Annotated in this window: 18 protein-coding genes; 6 read left to right on the plus strand and 12 right to left on the minus strand. The window is 40.9% G+C overall.

Going from position 1 to position 20,678, the window contains the following annotated elements:
• Positions 1-55 precede the first annotated feature (55 nt).
• From ABIS04_RS13975 to rlmD, 4 genes are all read right to left on the minus strand, one after another.
• The gene (locus tag ABIS04_RS13975) at positions 56-1,693 is read right to left on the minus strand and encodes a CTP synthase (protein ID WP_140234842.1); all 1,638 of its coding nucleotides are present in this window, start codon (positions 1,691-1,693) and stop codon (positions 56-58) included.
• Between the two features lie 114 nt (positions 1,694-1,807).
• On the minus strand, positions 1,808-2,629 hold the full coding sequence (gene mazG / locus ABIS04_RS13980; protein WP_350431452.1) for a nucleoside triphosphate pyrophosphohydrolase: 822 nt from the start codon (positions 2,627-2,629) through the stop codon (positions 1,808-1,810).
• An 83-nt stretch (positions 2,630-2,712) separates the two neighbouring features.
• Positions 2,713-4,920 (minus strand): GTP diphosphokinase, encoded by a 2,208-nt coding sequence (relA, locus tag ABIS04_RS13985; RefSeq protein ID WP_350431453.1) that lies wholly within the window; start codon positions 4,918-4,920, stop codon positions 2,713-2,715.
• Positions 4,921-5,109: 189 nt separating this feature from the next.
• Positions 5,110-6,471 carry a 23S rRNA (uracil(1939)-C(5))-methyltransferase RlmD gene (gene rlmD, locus ABIS04_RS13990; protein ID WP_350431454.1) on the minus strand — a complete coding sequence of 454 codons (1,362 nt, stop codon included), beginning with the start codon at positions 6,469-6,471 and terminating at the stop codon, positions 5,110-5,112.
• A 102-nt stretch (positions 6,472-6,573) separates the two neighbouring features.
• On the opposite strand from rlmD, the gene barA reads away from it, so the two are divergent.
• From barA to ABIS04_RS14020, 6 genes are all read left to right on the plus strand, one after another.
• The gene (gene barA / locus ABIS04_RS13995) at positions 6,574-9,432 is read left to right on the plus strand and encodes a two-component sensor histidine kinase BarA (RefSeq protein ID WP_350431455.1); all 2,859 of its coding nucleotides are present in this window, start codon (positions 6,574-6,576) and stop codon (positions 9,430-9,432) included.
• The gene (locus ABIS04_RS14000) at positions 9,422-10,018 is read left to right on the plus strand and encodes a YjaG family protein (protein ID WP_350431456.1); all 597 of its coding nucleotides are present in this window, start codon (positions 9,422-9,424) and stop codon (positions 10,016-10,018) included. The genes barA and ABIS04_RS14000 overlap by 11 nt, the downstream gene beginning before the upstream one ends.
• A 71-nt stretch (positions 10,019-10,089) precedes the next feature.
• Positions 10,090-10,290 carry a DUF3319 domain-containing protein gene (locus tag ABIS04_RS14005; RefSeq protein WP_350431457.1) on the plus strand — a complete coding sequence of 67 codons (201 nt, stop codon included), beginning with the start codon at positions 10,090-10,092 and terminating at the stop codon, positions 10,288-10,290.
• Between the two features lie 87 nt (positions 10,291-10,377).
• Positions 10,378-11,346: an AEC family transporter gene (locus tag ABIS04_RS14010; RefSeq protein WP_137226345.1), complete on the plus strand. Its 969-nt coding sequence runs from the start codon at positions 10,378-10,380 to the stop codon at positions 11,344-11,346.
• Positions 11,347-11,474: 128 nt separating this feature from the next.
• Positions 11,475-13,133, plus strand: coding sequence for a DNA repair protein RecN (gene recN, locus ABIS04_RS14015; protein WP_137226343.1), 1,659 nt, complete (start codon positions 11,475-11,477; stop codon positions 13,131-13,133).
• A gap of 67 nt (positions 13,134-13,200) precedes the next feature.
• A complete protein-coding gene (locus tag ABIS04_RS14020) occupies positions 13,201-14,334 on the plus strand; it encodes a hypothetical protein (protein WP_350431458.1) in 1,134 nt (377 codons plus the stop codon).
• An 89-nt stretch (positions 14,335-14,423) separates the two neighbouring features.
• On the opposite strand, the gene ABIS04_RS14025 is transcribed toward ABIS04_RS14020, so the two are convergent.
• From ABIS04_RS14025 to nrdR, 8 genes are all read right to left on the minus strand, one after another.
• A complete protein-coding gene (locus ABIS04_RS14025) occupies positions 14,424-14,915 on the minus strand; it encodes a phosphatidylglycerophosphatase A (RefSeq protein ID WP_140234848.1) in 492 nt (163 codons plus the stop codon).
• Between the two features lie 10 nt (positions 14,916-14,925).
• Positions 14,926-15,882: a thiamine-phosphate kinase gene (gene thiL, locus ABIS04_RS14030; RefSeq protein WP_350431459.1), complete on the minus strand. Its 957-nt coding sequence runs from the start codon at positions 15,880-15,882 to the stop codon at positions 14,926-14,928.
• Between the two features lie 87 nt (positions 15,883-15,969).
• A complete protein-coding gene (gene nusB / locus ABIS04_RS14035; protein WP_137226335.1) occupies positions 15,970-16,374 on the minus strand; it encodes a transcription antitermination factor NusB in 405 nt (134 codons plus the stop codon).
• A 14-nt stretch (positions 16,375-16,388) separates the two neighbouring features.
• The gene (gene ribE, locus ABIS04_RS14040; protein WP_137226333.1) at positions 16,389-16,865 is read right to left on the minus strand and encodes a 6,7-dimethyl-8-ribityllumazine synthase; all 477 of its coding nucleotides are present in this window, start codon (positions 16,863-16,865) and stop codon (positions 16,389-16,391) included.
• Between the two features lie 123 nt (positions 16,866-16,988).
• On the minus strand, positions 16,989-18,092 hold the full coding sequence (gene ribBA / locus ABIS04_RS14045) for a bifunctional 3,4-dihydroxy-2-butanone-4-phosphate synthase/GTP cyclohydrolase II (protein WP_140234850.1): 1,104 nt from the start codon (positions 18,090-18,092) through the stop codon (positions 16,989-16,991).
• Between the two features lie 100 nt (positions 18,093-18,192).
• A complete protein-coding gene (locus ABIS04_RS14050; protein WP_140234851.1) occupies positions 18,193-18,852 on the minus strand; it encodes a riboflavin synthase in 660 nt (219 codons plus the stop codon).
• A gap of 64 nt (positions 18,853-18,916) precedes the next feature.
• On the minus strand, positions 18,917-20,062 hold the full coding sequence (gene ribD, locus ABIS04_RS14055; RefSeq protein WP_350431460.1) for a bifunctional diaminohydroxyphosphoribosylaminopyrimidine deaminase/5-amino-6-(5-phosphoribosylamino)uracil reductase RibD: 1,146 nt from the start codon (positions 20,060-20,062) through the stop codon (positions 18,917-18,919).
• Positions 20,063-20,145: 83 nt separating this feature from the next.
• Positions 20,146-20,595: a transcriptional regulator NrdR gene (gene nrdR, locus ABIS04_RS14060; RefSeq protein ID WP_137226325.1), complete on the minus strand. Its 450-nt coding sequence runs from the start codon at positions 20,593-20,595 to the stop codon at positions 20,146-20,148.
• Between the last annotated feature and the right edge of the window lie 83 nt (positions 20,596-20,678).

A 20,678-nucleotide genomic window follows, 5' to 3' on the forward strand; every position in this document is an offset into this window, starting at 1 on the left:
ATGCACATATCTTACACAAAAAAGCCGCTAATGCATGCATTAGCGGCTGTCTCAATTAGCTGATATCGCGTTTTTGATACGCATAAGAAGCAGCAATAAAGCCTTCAAACAATGGATGACCATCTCGTGGGGTTGAAGTAAATTCAGGGTGGAATTGACTCGCAACAAACCATGGGTGATCAGGCAGTTCAATCATCTCTATTAATTTACGATCAGAAGACAAACCACTGAACACTAAGCCGGCTTTTTCCATACGTTCGATGAAGTTATTATTCACTTCGTAACGATGACGATGACGCTCTACACACGTTGCTGAATTATAAGCTGTTGCAGCTTTTGTGCCTTCTTTTAAATGGCATAACTGAGCGCCTAAACGCATGGTGCCACCTAAATCTGAAGACTCATGGCGTTTTTCAACATCACCTTCTTCGTTAATCCATTCAGTGATTAGGCCCACTACTGGATAAGGTGTTTGTGAATTAAACTCTGTTGAGTGAGCACCGTCTAAACTTGCAACATTACGTGCAAATTCTATTAATGCTACTTGCATACCTAAACAAATACCAAAGTACGGTAGATTATTTTCACGGGCAAATTTAGCGGCAAAAATTTTACCTTCTACGCCACGCTCACCAAAGCCACCAGGTACTAAAATACCATCAAGGCCTTGCAACACTTCTTCGCCTTTAGCTTCAACAGTTTGTGAATCAATGTACTTAATGTTCACTGTTACACGTTTTTTTATGCCTGCATGTTTTAATGCTTCATTAACAGACTTATAAGCGTCAGGTAATTCGATGTACTTACCAACCATACCAATAGTGACTTCACCATTTGGATTGGCTTCTTGGTAAATAACGTTTTCCCACTCAGACAAGTCAGCTTCGTTACATTCTAAATTGAAACGCTTGATCACTAACTCATCTAATCCTTGCGAGCGTAATAACGCTGGAATTTTATAGATGCTATCAACGTCTTTTAATGAAATAACCGCACGTTCTTCTACGTTGCAGAATAACGAAATTTTAGCTTTTTCATTAGCAGGAACAGCACGGTCGCCACGACAAACCAGTACATCTGGTGCAATACCAATAGAACGTAGCTCTTTAACGGAGTGCTGAGTTGGCTTGGTTTTAATTTCACCTGCAGCGCCTAAGAATGGCACTAAGGTTAAATGCATAAATAAAGTACGCTCACGTCCTAGCTCGGCACCTAATTGACGAATAGACTCGAGAAACGGTAATGATTCAATATCGCCTACCGTGCCGCCAATTTCCACAATCGCCACATCATGGCCTTCACCACCCGCGATTATTTTTTCTTTAATCGCATTAGTAATGTGAGGAATAACCTGAATGGTTGCACCTAAATAATCACCACGACGTTCTTTACTAATCACTTCTTCGTAAATACGGCCGGTAGTAAAGTTATTACGACGATTCATTTTGGTACGAATGAAGCGTTCGTAATGACCTAAGTCGAGATCGGTTTCAGCACCATCTTCAGTCACGAATACTTCACCGTGCTGAGTGGGGCTCATAGTACCCGGATCGACGTTAATATATGGGTCAAGTTTCATAATGGTTACATTGAGGCCACGCGCCTCTAAAATTGCTGCTAGCGAAGCTGCTGCAATGCCTTTACCTAGTGATGAAACAACGCCACCAGTAACGAAGATATACCTTGTAGTCATGCTGAACCTGAGAAATTAGATTGGAAAATTACGTGCTTGTAAGAAAGCACTAGGACGGGGCGATATTATAGCAAAGCCACCTTGATTCGACAAACTTAAACGCGCTAATTTTAGCTAATTTGCTTTTTCGTAATGCTTTATTAAATTCCAGTATCCGTCTAATTCAGTCAATGTATGTTGTTGTATGGTTTTGCCACTATCCGCTACACATTGCTCTACCCCTCTAAATCTGCGTTCAAACTTATGATTGGCTTGGCGTAAAGCTTGCTCAGGATCGACCTTTAAATGCCGAGCAAGATTAACCACGGCAAACAATAAATCCCCCATTTCATCGACGATTCTGGGTTGATAAAAATCAGGGTCTTCATCTCTTTTGTTAACTTCAACCAATACTTCATCGATTTCTTCGTGGATTTTGGCGACCACAGGATCAAGTTCGGCCCAGTCAAAACCGACTTTAGCCACTCTATGTTGAATTTTTCGTGATCGAGACAATGCGGGTAATGCTTGAGGAATATCATCTAAAGCAGAGTGCAGTTGTTTTTGTTCGCGCTCATTAGCTTTTAACTTATCCCACGCTTGGCTTAAGTCTTGAGTATTAGTAATCGCCACAGTGGCTTCACTGGCTGATTGACTAAATACATGAGGATGACGACGAACAAGCTTATCGTTAATACGCGCCACCACTGTCGAAAAATCAAACTTACCTTGCTCTTGTCCCAGTTGACAATAAAACACCACCTGAAACAGTAAGTCACCGAGTTCATCAGGTAACTCTTCCCACGCCTGCCTCTCAATCGTATCAACGACCTCATAAGCCTCTTCTAAGGTAAAGGGCACTATACTGGCAAAATCCTGGGCAAGATCCCACGGGCAACCAGAATCAGGATCGCGTAATTGTTGCATTATGGTGAGTAACGATTGAATGTCTGCCACAAAAATGTCCTCTTTCTTGAATAAAACGGAATGAAAAAGGCACCTAACAAGTAGATGCCTTCTCGATCAACACACGATATTAGTTATAATCGACGCGACTCAATAACACCATCAACTTGCGACAATTTAGCCAGAACCCGAGATAAACCATCTAAATTGTACAGTTCAAGTTCAAGCTCAACAGTTGCAGTTTGGCTTTTAACATCAGAAGATGAACTCATGGCCATCACATTGGATTTCTCAGCAGCAAGTACTGTGGTTAAATCGCGCAATAAACCACTACGATCATTGGCAAGTACCCTAACACGAATACGATAACCACCTGAATAGTTCTCTCCCCAAATGACATCGACACTACGTTCGGGATGAGCACGCATTAACTCTTTAACTTGCTCACAATCACTTCGGTGTACAGAAATACCACGCCCCATAGTGATATAACCAAAAATTTCATCACCTGGGACTGGCTGGCAACATCGAGCGATGTGGCTCATTAAATTGCCGACACCATCAACTTCAACTTGACCTTTATCAGACTTCTTCGGTTTATGTGTCGTTTTCTTTATGATGTCTTCAAGTAAGTTTTCGTCAGTCTCTTCTACTTTGCGAATTTTGGTTTCTGTGAAGTTAACCACTTGATTTAAGCGTAAGTCACCCCCACCGATGGCAGCCAACATGTCATCCATGGTATTTAAATTAAAGCGTTCAACAGCCACTGCGGCGTCTTTAACTTTTAGCCCTACTCTGGCCAATTCTGATTCAAGCATCTCTTTACCCGCGGCAATATTTTTATCGCGGTCTTGTTGCTTAAACCAGTGTTGGATTTTTGAGCGTGAACGTGACGATTTAATATAACCTAAACTAGGGTTAAGCCAATCACGTTTAGGATTGGGTGTCTTTGAGGTAATAATTTCAATACGCTCACCCGTTTCAACCTGGTAAGTAAATGGCACAATACGGCCATCGACTTTTGCTCCAATGCACTTATGCCCCACATGCGAGTGAATATAGTAGGCGAAATCGAGCACAGTGGAACCTAATGGTAAATCAACAACTTCACCACTTGGCGTAAAGACATAAACTCGGTCTTCAAACACTTGACTACGAACTTCATCAACCAAATTACCGCTTTCGGCAACATCTTCTTGCCATTGTAAAATCTTACGTAACCAATTAATTTTTTCTTCGTAACCCGTTTGCTTAGTGTTACCCGCACCTTCTTTGTATTTCCAATGCGCTGCGACACCCAGTTCAGAATCTTGATGCATCGCCTCCGTACGAATTTGAATTTCGACAGTTTTGCCTTCAGGACCAACAACCACAGTATGAATAGATTGGTAACCGTTAGGTTTTGGATTAGCAACGTAATCATCAAATTCACGCGGAATATGGTGCCAGAGATCATGCACAACCCCTAACGCGCCATAGCAATCTTGTAATCTTTCGGTCACGATACGCACCGCACGAACGTCAAAAAGCTCATCAAACTTGAGATCTTTGCCCTTCATTTTTCGCCAAATACTGTAAATGTGCTTAGGGCGTCCGTACACTTTTGCGCGAATATCATCACTATCTAAACGTTGTTGCAACTGGGTGACAAATTTGTCTATAAACACTTCTCGGTCAACACGTTTACCATCAAGCTGTTTAGCAATGTCTTTATAAACTGTTGGATGCAAGTAACGAAAAGAAATATCTTCAAGTTCCCACTTTAATTGACCAATACCTAAACGATTAGCTAATGGTGCATAAATGTCAGCAATTTCACGCGCGACCAGCACCCGAGTTTCTTCATCGGCATTTTTGACAGCTCGCAATAAATAAACACGTTCGGCTAATTTGATAACTACGGCGCGAACATCTTCAACCATTGCGAGGAGCATTTTACGAATATTATCTATTTGAGGTTCGGCATCACGAGCGTTTTGACTGACTTTTAAAGCACCGATAGCGTCCATGGTGACGACACTGGCAACTAATCTAGCAAGGTTTTCACCATATTGCTCTAAGATTTGCTCTTCATTAAGCACACCCGCTTCCAATAACACAAAGAGTACTGCTGCTTGCAGTGTTTCAATGTCCATATTCAACGGCGCTAAGATTTCAATCATTTCACGAGCACGCGCAAGCAACTCAGTATGAGCCTGCTTATTTTTAACCGGTAAAGCCTCAACTTGTTGGATCAGCGACAATAACGTTTGCGCATCGTCTTTGTCGTCGATGTAACGAGCGACCCATTCATCTAATTGGAATGCTTGCGTATTAAAATGTGCTTCGCGAACAGATACCATGAACCCTTCCTTAGCCGCATGACCGACTGACATCCAACCATATTCACACTTGGCATAAAGTGTTGATATGGTATTAACAATAACTAAACAACCTATCTTGAAGCTCTACACAATTTTGTCAATTTAATAGCGTTTAGTTGAACAAATTTTTAGCATACTACCCATATACAACCAAAAACTGGCTGTTTATTACAGTAATTCAAATAACACCATGGCTTCAATATGATGTGTCTGTGGAAACATATCCACTAATCCCACTTGGGTAATTTGATAACCGTTAGCTAATAATACACTACTGTCACGCGCTAAACTGGCTGGATTACATGAAACATATACCACTTTTTTAGGTTGCATTTTCTGTAACCACTGTAAACTTTCAAACGCGCCCGCTCGAGCAGGATCAAGTAATAGTTTATCAATTTTACCTAACCAAGTTTGCGTAGAGAGATCAGCACTTAAATCTGCATGATAAAAACTGACATTATCCAGTTGGTTGTCAACCGCATTTTGCTTGGCTTGTTGCACCATTTCGGGCACACCTTCAACAGCGATAACCTCCGCTGATTTTAATGCTAACGGTAAACTGAAGTTACCTACACCACAAAACAAATCTAAAATACGCTCACCGGCCTGAGGATCTAACCATTTGATGGCTTGATCTACCATAGCCTGATTAATAACTTCGTTTATCTGAACAAAATTACCTGGTGTAAACGAACAACGTACAGACTCCTGTGCCAGATGATAATAAGGTAACGTTACCTCGCCATCAGTTTGTAATAACGGATACAGTTGAGTTAACTGCCCTTCATCATCTTGCAATAAAAAATGCAGTTGATGTTTTTCAGCAAAGCCCGTTAACCAACGAATATCTGATGCAGGCAATACTTTAGTTACTCTTAACACCGCAAAGTTACCATTATCGGCCTGAGTAAGTTCAACGTGACCTAAACTAGACTTGGCTTTAAGTTGATTTAAATTAACTGCCAAGGGGGTAATTAATGCCGACAACGAATCCGCTAATACTGGACACTGTTCAATAGACACAATTTTATTGCTATTGCCTGCACGAAACCCAAGTTGTAAACGTCGAGTATTTTTATCAAATAATGTTGCCAGCCTTGCGCGCCGACGGTAATGCCACGCATCGCCCACTATCGGTTTTGCAATCATATCGGCTTCAATGGCTTCTGCACTCGACAGTTTGCTAATAAGATCCACCAAGGTAGCCTGCTTATGATCGCGTTGCGCATTGATGTCCATATGTTGTAAATCACAACCGCCGCATTGATGATAATGTGGACAGAGAGGTTTAACTCTATCGGCGGATGCAAGATCAATAGCAATTAGCTTGGCTTTAGCATAGCTTTTCTTTTGTTCCACAAATTGTACCGTTGCAGTCTCGCCTGGTAACACGCCTGGAATAAACACCACTTTGCCTTGATGTTGCGCAATCCCTGCACCTAAATGATCAAGTTGAGTAACGCTGAGGCTTAGCTTTGCGGATAATTGCTTAGATTTGTTCGGTTTTGCTTGGAAAAATTGTGCCATTTAGGCCTCAGGTATTAAATAAAAAACTAGTCAAGAGTGCGCCATTTCTGGCAGTCTAGACCCAATAATCGCGATTTAGCCACAGGGACACACCTAACCGCTATGAAAAGTACCAACAATATGACCAAATACAGCCTACGCTCTTGGGTTCTGGTACTTGCGTTAGCGCCCACTATTGTAGTTGGTATTCTACTTGGAAGTTATTTCACGATAAACCGCTTTTATGAATTGGAACAAACCTTAATTGAAAAAGGCAGCAATATTGTTGAGCCGTTAGCCATTGCCAGTGAATTTGGTATTATCAATCAAGATCGAGAATCGACTAAACGCTTACTCGCCGCATCACAAATAAACAACGCATCCCTTATCCTATCTATTGCTGTATTTGATGCCGAAAACCAACTCTTTGTTACCTCGCATTACCACAAAGATTTTGAAACCATGCGTTATAAACAACCGTTGGCGAACTTAATCGCTACAGAACATCAAACTATTGGTGATACCTTAATCATTCGAGTGCCAATAATATCTCATACTGGGTTAGAACCAAAATATGTTACCCGGATAAATAGCCAGAATGACGACGACACCGATAATGCGTCATCAGCCAATGGCATCGTTGTACCTATTTACAATAATCAACAAGAAAGAGTACTAGGGTATATTTCAGTATTATTGAATAAAGAAAATGCTTTACTTGAACAACATCGAGCTGCAATAGCCGCGTTTATTATCGTATTGATTGGCGTACAATTTAACTTATTTTTCACCTTCCGCTTAGTTAAACACGTTAACTACCCCATTACCGAAATGGTGCGAGTGGTAGCTAAAATTCGTGAAGGTAAACTTGATACTCGCCTCGAAGGTAACTTGATTGGCGAGCTGGATCTGCTTAAACGAGGGATCAACGCAATGGCTGGCTCATTGTCTGAATATCACGATGAAATGCAACAAAACATTGATCAAGCAACCTCAGACTTGCGTGAAACGCTTGAGCAAATTGAAATTCAAAACGTTGAGCTAGATATTGCCAAAAAACGAGCCCTTGAAGCAAGTCGCATAAAATCAGAATTTTTAGCCAACATGTCCCACGAGTTACGCACCCCACTTAATGGTGTTATTGGCTTTGCAAGACAGTTATTAAAAACACCACTGCATACGAGCCAACTTGACTATATAAAAACGATTGAACGCAGTGCCAGCAACCTGCTCGGTATTATTAACGATATTCTCGACTTCTCTAAACTAGAAGCCGGTAAAATGATATTAGAAAAAATGCCTTTTGCGCTGCGTGACACGCTTACGGAAACGCTGACTATAATTGCGGGTAGTGCGCAAGAGAAAGGATTAGAACTGGTTATCGACATTGATGCTAATGTGCCTGAAAATGTCAGTGGCGATGCAATGAGAGTCAGCCAGATTATTACTAACTTAGTCGGCAACGCTATCAAGTTTACCGACAAAGGCAGTGTGATACTCAAAATACACTTAGTGGGCCAGGGCGAAGATAATATTACTTTACGCTGCGAAGTTATTGATACTGGGATTGGTATTGATGAGAGCCAACAAGAATATTTATTCCAAGCATTTGGCCAAGCTGACTCATCCATTTCACGTCGCTTTGGTGGCACCGGATTGGGCTTAGTGATTACTAAACGCTTAATTAACCAAATGGGTGGCCAGATAGGCTTTACATCGGCCCCCAATAAAGGTTCCAATTTTTGGTTTATTCTCCCACTTGGGATCAGTCAATTTGAAATTGGTGAAGTATTGCCAGTTGATGCATTGCAACATAAATCAGTCTTATTATATGAACCACGGGAATTAACTCGCGATACTTTAAATCGCCGTTTAGTGTCATGGCAATTAATTATCACTAATGTTGCCAACCCAGAAAACCTTACCTCTGTTTTACACACTAAAAACAGCAAATTTGATTACATCATCATGAGTTGCCATGGTTTTGCTGACACAGCGTCTTTTATTCATTTATTACAACGAGCCAGACAACATACCGACTGTCTCATTTTATTGCACGACTGTTTAGATCAAAACATGATTATCAATGTGTTAAAAGTCAATGCAGATGTGTTGCTCAGCACCCCGGTAAGCGATTTAACCCTAGCGCATCATTTAATATATCCACCAGTGCCTTCTACTTTTGTGAGTTTACCAGAACAAATAAGTCAAGATGTCACACCTCGCCAAAATGCATCAGTATTAGCTGTTGACGACAATATCGCCAACCTAAAATTAATTGATACTTTACTAAAAGAATTAGTGGTTGATGTGGTTACCGTAAATAATGGTGCGGATGCAATAACGCAGGCAAAGAAACGCGCATTTGACTTAATCTTCATGGATATTCAAATGCCTGGAATCGACGGTATAACGGCAACGCGACAAATACGCTCAGAATCGCTCAACCGTAATACTCCAATTATCGCTGTAACTGCGCATGCTATTGCTGAAGAGCGCGATAATATTTTATCCAGCGGAATGGATGGTTTCTTAGCCAAACCCATTGACGAATTGTCCTTAAAAAGTGTTATCAGTCGATGGATGAATAAGCCACAACTCACCCATTTTGATGCCCAAATATTGAATTGGGATTTATGTTTAACACAAGTCAATCAGAAAACCGATTTAGCGTTGGATATGCTAAAGATGCTGGTGAACTCATTACCAGAAACAACAAAAGCTATCGAAAAAGCATTACTGACAAGAGATGCAAACCTACTACTTCAAGTCGTACATAAATTGCATGGGGCAACATGTTATTGCGGCGTACCAACAACACAAAAACTGTGTCGAGATATAGAGTCTGGATTAAAACATAAAATTGACCTTAATGACTTAGAACCTGAAATACTAGAGTTACTTGATGAGTTAACTAAGGTAGAATTAGCAGCAAATCAAGTGATAAATCAGCTATCAGTGGATACTCCAAATGACCAGTAAATCCGGTTTTTTTAAACGCCTTAAAGCATTATCGTTACCGCAAAAGCAGCTTTTTGCCCTAGCGCTATGTCAACGTATGCTCCCGAACTACCAACTTTTTTCTGAAGTGTGTGAATTCGGCCAACCTCAAGTATTAAGTACAGCATTAGATTTGTTATGGCAAAGCCAGTATGACAAAAAACTTAAATTCAATATCCATGTGCATTTGCAGCGTCTCGATGAAAACACTCCTGAGCCGAGCGAATTTGAAGCCTATGGAGCTTATCCAGCAATGGATGCTGCTGTCGCGATTGCCAGCCTTATGGGAGCGATAGACGGTAAGATTGAAGAAGATATAACAAATATCAGCAAGTTATCATCGAGTACTGTGGCCAATTATATTGAAGCCATTAGTGATGAATCCTTAATGGATGAAGCGCTCGATGAGTTTGTATTTTCACATCCAGTAATGGAAGAAGAAAAACAATTACAAGCCATGTTACTCGATATTATCGAAGCAAATCCGGAAATAAATAGTGAATTAGTTAAAGGTTTACGTAAAGATATTATTGAAGCTGGTGTGTCTAATATCGGTATTAGTCTGTAATACACAGTCTAAGCCTTGCAATAAACATTGTTTAGCCTGAACTTATTCAGGCTTTTTATTGAGTGCCGCCCATGAGAAGCATTTTTTATCAAGGTTTCACCTTCAGTAATGCTAATGGTAAGACTGATGACTGGACGCTAGTTATTGGCAATCAAGTACGAGTTGGATCGTTATTTGAACTAAGAAGACAAGTACACTTTTTTACTGAGCTAGGCATATTACCTCCGCCTAAAGTATCAAAGGCCAGTTTAAACAATAAATCAAAAAAATAATCACCGTTTAACTTTAGCCTAATTGCATCCGCCTACCAAAAAGCAGTACAGTGACCTTATTACCATTTTGTTAAGGAATTGCGAGGGATGTCCAGTATTCTTACCCCGCTAATCGCTGTTTTTATAATTATGCTGCTTGGCAGTATTGTTCAAAAATTGAGACTGTTGCCACCAGATACCGATCTGATCCTCAATCAATTTGTCTATTACATTGCCTTCCCGGCAATTTTACTGATTGTTTTAGCCGAAACTCGTATTGAAGATATTATTCAATGGGGCTTTATTGGCGCATTTAGTCTCGCGATGGTCATCACTTACGCCATAGTGATTGTTGTATCACTTTGGTGTGCTCCAAAGCAGCAAGCTGTTGCCGCCATGCGAGCCTTAAACGCCACATTTGGCAATACCGCCTTTATTGGTATTCCATTGCTGAGCTTGTTATTCCCAGGACACAAAATGGCATTAGTTGCGGCTTCAATTGCCAGCTTACTGTCGGTGTTCATGTTTGCTTTTGCGTTAGTGTCTATTGAACTTGCCAGCCGAAATAAACAATCAACCGACCACGCTATCGTCATCATGGGTAATGCACTGTATAAAAATCCGATTGTGCTAGGCAGCCTCATTGGTATCACCTTATCAGCATTGCATATCACCTTACCTGAAAGTCTGGCTTTGGTACTTCACCAAGTGGGTAACACCTCCAGCCCTTGTGCACTATTTGCTATAGGTATGGTACTTGCCAAAGCTTTACGACATCAATCTTTTGCAAAGATGTTCAGTCTTAGCCTGATTACAGAATTGAGTTTAATTAATTTACTCAAATTAATTATTCAGCCTTTTATTGCCTTTGGATTACTCAAATTATTTGGCGTAGAACACGAATTACTGATAATGGGAGTGCTTTTAGCAGCATTACCCACGGCAGCAAGTGTGTATCTACTGGCAGATCGCTACCAAATTAATGCTAATGGAAGTGCCCAAGGGATTTTATATGGCACATTAGTGACCTTTATTAGTTTGCCTATAATAGAAATACTATTAAAATCCACTGGTTAATCATTAACCGCTAGCAGGCGATAAAATAGTCAGCGATAATTTCACACCAACTACTTTACTGTATATAAAATCAGTATATACTGTTTATCAATACAGTGGTTTGAACGTTTCATTGACAAGGATTCACTATGCTTTGCCAACTCAGCATCAATAATTTTGCTATCGTGCGTTTTTTAGAACTCGACTTTAAAGCCGGTATGACAAGCATCACCGGAGAAACGGGTGCAGGTAAATCGATTGCTATCGATGCCCTAGGATTGTGCTTAGGAAACCGCAGTGACGCAAACACCATCAGACCAGGTGCAACTAAAACAGAAATTAGTGCAAGGTTTACCCTCCATGATGTCCCTTTAGCCAAACGCTGGCTAGAAGACAACGATCTCGATGCTGAAGATGAATGTATATTGCGTAGGACTATCAATAATGACGGTCGCTCGAGAGCCTATATCAATGGTAATCCAGTCCCTGTAACCCAATTAAAATCAGTAGGTCAGCTCCTCATTGGTATTCATGGCCAACATGCTCATCATGCCATGCTTAAAAATGACCATCAGTTAGCTTTACTCGACAGTTATGCCAACCACAAGCTACTGATAGATAGCGTTAGTGCCAGCTATCAACGCTGCAAACAAGTGGAAAACGAGCTAAAACAGCTTGAACAAGCTCAGCATGAACGTATTTCGCGTCAACAGTTACTGCAATATCAAGTAGAAGAACTTAATGAGTTTAATTTAGGCATAGATGAATTTGATGAAATAGAACAAGAACACAAGCGCTTAGCCAATGGCACAGATTTAATTGAACGCTGCCAAGCGGGTTTACATTTATTGACAGAAAGTGATGAAGGCAATATAGAATCTCTACTCAATAAAGTGGCCAGTATTGCTGATACGCTTCAAGGCTATGATGAATCCCTTGCGCCTATTAGCACTATGATCAGCGATGCGTTAATTCAAGTACAAGAAAGTGCGAGTGAAATTGAAAGTTATTTAAGCAGTTTAGAGCTTGATCCAGAACATTTTGCCTATTTAGAAAAACGCCTTTCAACAGCTATGCAATTGGCGCGTAAGCATCATGTGAGTGCTGATAAGCTGGCACTACATCATCAAGCCTTGATGAGTGAATTGGCAGAACTTGCTGACGACGAGACTAAATTAGATGGTATAAGACAGCAACTTGAAGACACTAGAAACGCCTATTTAACCAATGCGCAGAAACTTAGTCAAAGTCGTAGCCGTTATGCTAAAGAATTAGACAAGCTAGTTACCCAGTCTATCCATGAGCTCAATATGCCTAAGGGTAAATTTACTATTCAAATTAATCATAATCCGGACAACATTTCAGTTAATGGCTGCGATAGCATTGAATTTATGGTGACCACAAACCCTGGGCAACCATTACAACCGATTTCTAAAGTTGCCTCTGGCGGTGAGTTATCGCGTATTGGATTAGGGATTCAAGTGATCACAGCTAAAAAAGTGGCAACACCGACATTAATATTCGATGAGGTTGATGTCGGTATTTCAGGTCCAACGGCTTCTGTGGTTGGACGCATGTTGCGCAGCCTCGGAGAGTCTACTCAAGTGTTGTGTGTCACTCATTTACCCCAAGTTGCGGGTAAAGGTCATCAACATATGTTTGTAAACAAATTCAATAAAGCGGGTGCCACAGAAACTACGATGCAGGCATTAGATAAAGATCAACGGGTTAATGAATTGGCACGCTTACTAGGTGGAGACGTGATTACTGAAAACACCTTAGCTAACGCCCGAGAGTTATTACAATAAAGGTCATGACTTATCAAAAATCAAGCTGCATGTTACCATTGTGTTAAATGGATTTTGCGGATAAAGAATGATGATGTTGTTAAAAACGATTGGTGTGCTGGTTGGATTAATAAGCAGCTTATTAGTATTTGCCGTTGTCTGCTTAGTGGCAATCAACGCTTCCGACAGAACAAAGTCTCCTAATACGTTATTAGTTGAAAGCTGGCTAAAGCAGCAACCTGTTGCATCGAGTGAAAACGGGGTTGAGTATGCTATGAAGATGCTGAGCACTATCGAGGGTGCTAAATCGAATCCACAAGAAACATCGCTCAGCTTTAGTACTCAACAAACTAAATTAATTCGCGACTTTAAAGAAGCTTGCCACTTAGCATATTGGGAAACTTGCAATGAGTTTTTTAATCGTAATAGTGAAACAATTAACCGTGCTATTAATGCCCATCAAGCCAATATTGATAAATACAATATATTAGTCGCTATGCCTGATTGGCAAGAAAATGATCAGTCTTTAATCCCTCAAGATCAAATTCTCTGGTCTCAACTGTTTCAGTTAAGAGAGCTAAGTTTACTTGAAACGATGAATCGCTCGGGATCTATTGCCAGCAAAATAGGGGTTGATGCTGCAATAGCATTCCTAAACAAAGAAACGCAATTTTGGAATAATGTATATCACTCATCGGGATCGTTACTGGTTCATATGATTGTCAGTGGTGTACTGAAGGAGCAACTCCGCTTTGCGGGTACTTTAGCTCAAAGCAATAAAGAAGTGGTTAAAAATATCAGTGCTTGGCAATCCCCTTTCAGTTTAAATCAAAATGACTATGAACGTATATTTTCAGGTGAGTGGCTCTTTGGTCACAACGCCATGCAGCAAATGGTAATGGAAGCTCAACAAGATACAGCACCATTTTACGAGCAATGGTTAGCTAAAATGTTTATTAAACCCATTGATGATGATAACTTGCGGGCTGAATATTTCGTTAATATGGTTAAAGAACCTGTATCAACAGATGCATCGCTTCTGCTTAAAAAACCAGAATATTGCAATAACGACAATAGCCTGCTGCAGTTATGGCAATTACGCTACAACCCGGTGGGTAAAATATTAAGCTGCTCTTATTATGAAACAGATCTTAAATTGCGCATCGTCAATATGAATAATGAAATAGAACAGCTACGCAGCAATTTAATCATGACTCAATAAATCTTAGTATCTCTGAGTTTGCAATGACAAGAATCAAATATGAAAAAAGAGCACATTGCGCTCTTTTTTATTCGATGTTTATGACTACGTTATAGATAATAAACTGCCAACTGCACACCTATTAACGAAAAAACACCTGCTAATACATCATCAATCATAATACCAAAACCGCCATGTACTTTGGCATCAAGCCAACGTATTGGCCAAGGTTTAACTATGTCAAAAAAACGAAATAAAACAAAGCCAAGTACTAACCACATATAGCCTAGAGGCGCAGCTATCATAGTGATCATCAAACCAACCACTTCATCCCACACAATAGCGCCATGATCGTGTACTCCCATATCTCTAGCCGCTTTACCACAAATATAAATCCCAACAAGCATACTAATACAGGTAATAATCAGGTAATTCGTAAGGCTTAACTGCTGCATCAATAGCACCAACGGAACGGCGGCTAAGGTACCAAAAGTACCCGGTGCTTTCGCCGCTTTGCCACTGCCAAAGCCTAATGCTAAAAAGTGAATAGGATTAGCTAAAGATAGCTTGTTGACAAATTTATCTTGGGTAAGTAGTTTCATAATGCTTCAATTAAAAATGTTCAAAACTGCGAGATATTGGAGAAAAAGCTTTACCGTCGTCTACGAATTTTAATTTATCTCCAGCACAAATTTGGCCAATTTTGACAAACTTGACGCCGGCATTAATTAACGCAGTATCAATCGCGCCACGTTGAGACTCAGGAACAGTGAAAAGTAACTCGTAGTCTTCACCACCAGTAAGTGCATAACTTAATGCTTCTTCTCGGCTTAGGTTAGCAGTTAACGACGCAGATAACGGCACTTGGTTGATATCAATAATCGCACCAACCGTAGAAGCACTTAACACATGGCCAATATCAGACATTAAACCATCTGATAAATCGATAGCACTCGTAGCTAATGTACGAAGAGCTTGACCAGCTAACACACGAGGAGTTGGATAATAATGGCGATTAATAAGGTATTCTTTATCTTCTGGATTAACTGTTTTAACCCCTCGGAGAATATCCAAGCCTAAAGCTGAATCCCCTAAAGTACCAGTAACATAAATCCAATCACCTATTTTGGCTCCGCAACGAGTTAAGGCTGTACCTTTCGGGACTTGGCCATTAATTGTAATACTGATGCTGCGAGGTCCACGGGTTGTATCACCGCCAATAAGAGCAATACTGTAATATTCTGCAATTTCAAACAGGCCTTCACTGAAGTGTGCTAACCAAGGCTGGTCCACATTGGGTAATGTCAGGGCTAACGTAAACCACGCGGGTTCAGCCCCCATAGCCGCCAGATCAGAAAGATTAACCGCTAACGATTTATACCCTAAAGCATGAGCCGGAATATCAGCTAAAAAATGGACATTTTCAACAAGGGTATCACAAGAAATAGCGATAGATTTATTGTCGGCTGGATTCACTAACGCACAGTCGTCGCCGATGCTTAACTCAACATCGCGCCTTTTTTGACCTTTATTGCGGAAGTAATGTTCGATGAGATCAAATTCTTTCACATTCAGTCTGGTACGGTAAACCGTCCACCTTAATTTTGAAACAATTAATAAGAATTGAAAACGGTATCCGAAGATACCGTTCTGGTGTTACTTATGTTTTACTAACTTATCAAGCATGCCGTTAACAAACTTATGACTATCTTCAGCACCAAAGGCTTTTGCTAACTCAATACCTTCGTTAATGGCCACTTTAAATGGCACATCTTTGCGGAAGGTTAACTCGTAAGTGGCCAAACGCACAATGGCTTTTTCTACTGGTGACACTTCTTCAAAATTACGGTCAAGATGTGGTTTTAACAACTCATCAATCTGCGCAGTTTTTGATGCTACACCCGTTAGCAATTCACGAAAATAAGCCACATCAACACCGTCAGTGTTTTGTTCTGTTAAAAACTCATGTTCTACGTCAGCAACATTATTTTTACTTAACTGCCATGAATAAATGGCTTGAACGGCTAAACGGCGGGCCTTACGGCGCTCTGAAGGTTTCATACTTTTCCTACTATTTACAGCTGTTGTTCTAATTGTTGCAGTACATTAACCATTTCAAGCAAACTAAGGGCTGCTTCGCCACCTTTGTTACCTGCTTTAGTACCTGAACGTTCAATAGCTTGCTCAATGGTATCTGTAGTTAATACACCAAACGCAACAGGAAGATCATACTCTAATGCAACTTGTGCAAGACCTTTGTTACATTCACCAGCAACAAAATCAAAATGAGGTGTGCCGCCACGAATGACAGCGCCTAATGCTATGATTCCGTCAAACTTTCCACTTGCCGCAACACGTTTAGCGGCAAGGGGTAATTCAACTGCACCAGGTACTCGAACAACGGTAATGTTGTCGTCGCTGACCTGGCCGAAACGCTTTAATGTGTCTATTGCACCATCAAGCAGACTTTCAACTAAAAAACTATTGAATCGCGATATTACGATCGCCACTTTGGCATTTTTCGCTTCGATATTACCTTGAACTATGTTCATTCTATCTTACCTAAATTAGCTAAAGCACCCAGCTCGGGGCAAAAAGAGGCGCTATGATATCACAGCCGTTAGTCCTGAGCTCTATGCAATTAATGAAATTGTTAAATTTACCATCAGCCAATATTATTCGGCGATATAATCGGTCACTTCCAAACCAAAACCTGACAATGAATGGTAACGTTTTGGTGAACTTAATAGACGCATACTGGTGACACCTAAACTTGCCAAAATTTGCGATCCTACTCCCACACGGCGTGAAGTTCCCTGCCATTGAGCTGGCGCGGGTGATTGACCATTGTCCTCGGCTTCAAATGCTTTGACTTTAGCTAGCACGTCACTGGTATTTTCGTCATTACCAAGTAACACTAAAACACCACCTTCAGCTGCAATGAGCTCCATGGCTTTTTCTAATGACCAACTACGCTTTTGGTCGCGTTCTGAATGCAGTAAATCATTAAAGGTATTCTGTAAATGTACCCGCACTAAACAATTTGGCTTCACTTCATCTTTAACTAAGGCATAGTGCAGTTGATTATCAATAGTGTCTCTAAACGTCACCATAGTAAATTCACCAAAACGGGTAGGCAACTTACATTGAGCTTCACGCACAACAGTGGTTTCATTAGTATTACGGTATTCAATTAGGTCTGCAATTGTGCCCATTTTAATGCCATGTTTTTCACTAAACTTGGCTAAATCTGGGTGACGGGCCATGGTGCCATCTTCATTTAAAATTTCAACAATCGCTGCGGAAGGTTCACATCCCGCTAAGCGAGCTAAATCGCAACCCGCTTCTGTATGGCCTGCTCGAGTTAATACTCCGCCTTCTTGTGCCATCAATGGGAATATATGACCTGGTTGGACTAAATCTGCAGCCTTAGCATCTTTAGCCACTGCAGCTAGTATCGTCACAGCACGATCATGGGCTGAAATCCCGGTTGTAACACCCGTTGCCGCCTCTATAGATACTGTAAAGTTGGTTGTAAACTGGGCATTATTGTTAGTAACCATTAAAGGTAAATTAAGTTGCTGACAACGTTCTTTGGTCAACGTTTGGCAAATTAATCCTCGGCCATAAGTTGCCATAAAGTTGATTGCTTCTGGCGTCACTTTTTCAGCGGCCATGATTAAATCACCTTCATTCTCTCTGTCTTCATCATCCATCAAGATAACCATTTTACCTTGACGAATATCTTCAATGATTTCTTCTATGCTATGTAACGCCATTGTCAGACCTTTATTAATTTAGTTATTGATTTAATCTTGAGGTATTAAATCTATTGGTAATATTTTTTTGTTTGGGCACAAATATTATTTACTGTGGTCGTTAACGCAAAAAACCTGACTTAGCGAGCAGTTCCATTGTCACACCAGATGTAGGCGGTGTATGCTCTGCTTGAGGCTGCATTAAACGTTCTAAATAACGAGCAATCAAATCGACTTCAATATTGACACTATCACCGACTTTTAGATCCACCAGCGTAGTTTCACCCGCAGTGTGAGGCACTATGGTTAACCTGAAACGTGCTCCATCAACTTCATTAACAGTTAAACTAACGCCATCAATTGTGATCGACCCTTTATGTGCGATATATCGTTGTAATGAAACTGGAGCCACTAACCAAAATTCTATTGCCTTGCCTCGATAAGCACATTGCTCAACCTTAGCAATCCCATCAACATGGCCGCTGACCATATGTCCGCCCAACCTTGTGGTGGCTGACACCGCTTTTTCAAGATTTACCTTTTGGCCAACTTGATAATGACTGAAACCAGTTAATCCAACCGTTTCGGCCGAAATATCTGCAACATAGCCATCAACCAACCGTTCAACTACGGTTAGACACACTCCGTTTGTGGCGATGCTGTCACCTAGCTTTACATCAGCCAAATCTAACTTACCACTGGCAACGGTTAAACGAATATCGTTACCTTTGCGATCAATTTTACGTAATGTACCAAGGGCTTCGATTATCCCAGTAAACATAATGACTCACTTTTTGCTTTTAAACTTTGCTATTGCTCAGGTTTTAGGCTTCACAACTCGCACATTAATATGGTTGATTATATCTGAGGATATATCGCTTATCTTGTCCAACGTTGCGCTCATCAATTAAGTGCAATGCAGGAATTTGCTCTATTGCATTATAATCAGGTAACTGCAACATATTCCGTCCATGGCTGCCTAATAGTTTAGGCGCCTGATAAAGTACGATATCGTCAGCTAAGTTTTGAGCGACAAATGCCCCAGCTAAAGTGGCGCCCGCTTCAACCAATACAGCATTAGCATTTTCACCTAAATACGTTAGCAAGGCTAATAACGGGATTCTACCTGACGAGTCACACTCTAATACTAAAAAAGACACATGCTCAGGAAATGTCGCTTTAACACTGTCTGCATAATGACGACCAGAAACTAACAATATCGGACTTTTAATCGCAAACAACTGTTGAGCTGCAGTTAATCTTGCTCGACTATCGAGCACCACTCTTAAAGGTTGGAATATTTCATCTTTGGTATGATGAGTAGTTAGTTCACCTAACGCTTCATAGCGAACATTTAAGCTAGGATCATCAACAAGAATGGTTTCAACACCGGTGATTAATGCGCAATGGCTAGCACGATACTTTTGTACATCTGCTCGTGCAGCTTCACCGGTAATCCACTTTGATACCCCATTAGATAACGCGGTTTTACCGTCTAAACTGGCGGCTATTTTAACCGTAACCCAAGGAACTCCTGTCTTCATCCGCTTCATAAAACCAAGGTTAAGGGCATAAGCTTGTTCTGTCAGTAATCCCACATCAACCTGAATATCTGCATCACGAAGCATGTTAATACCTCTGCCAGACACTTCTGGGTTAGCATCAGTAACAGCAACCACAACTCTAGCTACCTTGGCGTTTATCAAGCCTAAAGCGCAAGGTGGCGTGCGGCCATAATGACTACAAGGTTCAAGAGTGACATAAGCGGTCGCGCCTTCGGTAGAAAAGCCATTATCAAACGCCATTTGAAGAGCATTGACTTCGGCATGCCCTTGGCCTGCTCGTTGATGAAAACCTTCACCAATAATCTGTCCATCAGCAACAATCACACATCCCACACAAGGATTAGGCCGAGTGGTATAACGTCCCCGCTCTGCCAACATAATGGCACGGCTCATCATTTCAATATCGAAGCTAGACCAGTTAGGCATGGTAGGTATCTCTTTTTCGATGCCATGTTATTTACACGAGTGACATAGACACATCACACGATAAACATTGCTTTAATCAGTAATTATTTTTGCAGTTTAGCTATGGCTTCACCAAATTGAGACACATCTTCAAAGGCTCGGTACACAGACGCAAAGCGAATGTAGGCAACCTTATCAAGGCTCATTAACTGTTCCATCATTAGATTACCAATCATTTCAGAGTTAACTTCACGTTCGCCAGTGGCTCGCAATGTTGATTTGATTTTGGTGAGAGCTTGCTCTATTTCATCAATTGAGACTGGACGTTTTTCAACTGCCCGCAACATGCCTCCACGCAGCTTATCTTCATCAAAGGGTTGCCGAGTTCCGTCGCGTTTTATGACGCGAGGCATAACTAATTCAGCGCCTTCAAATGTGGTAAAACGTTCATGGCATTCGGTACATTCCCGGCGGCGACGGACTTGGTGACCATCTGCCACTAAACGAGAATCTATAACTTTGGTATCGGTCGCGCTACAAAAAGGGCAATGCATTGAACCTCCTGCAGAAAAAACAAAATGGCCGCTAACAATTAGCGGCCATTAAAGTTTATCCTATTTGCGACACAAGGTTAACC

Origin of the sequence: Shewanella sp. H8, from assembly GCF_040285065.1 — a bacterium.
GTDB classification, from domain to species: Bacteria; Pseudomonadota; Gammaproteobacteria; order Enterobacterales; family Shewanellaceae; genus Shewanella; species Shewanella polaris.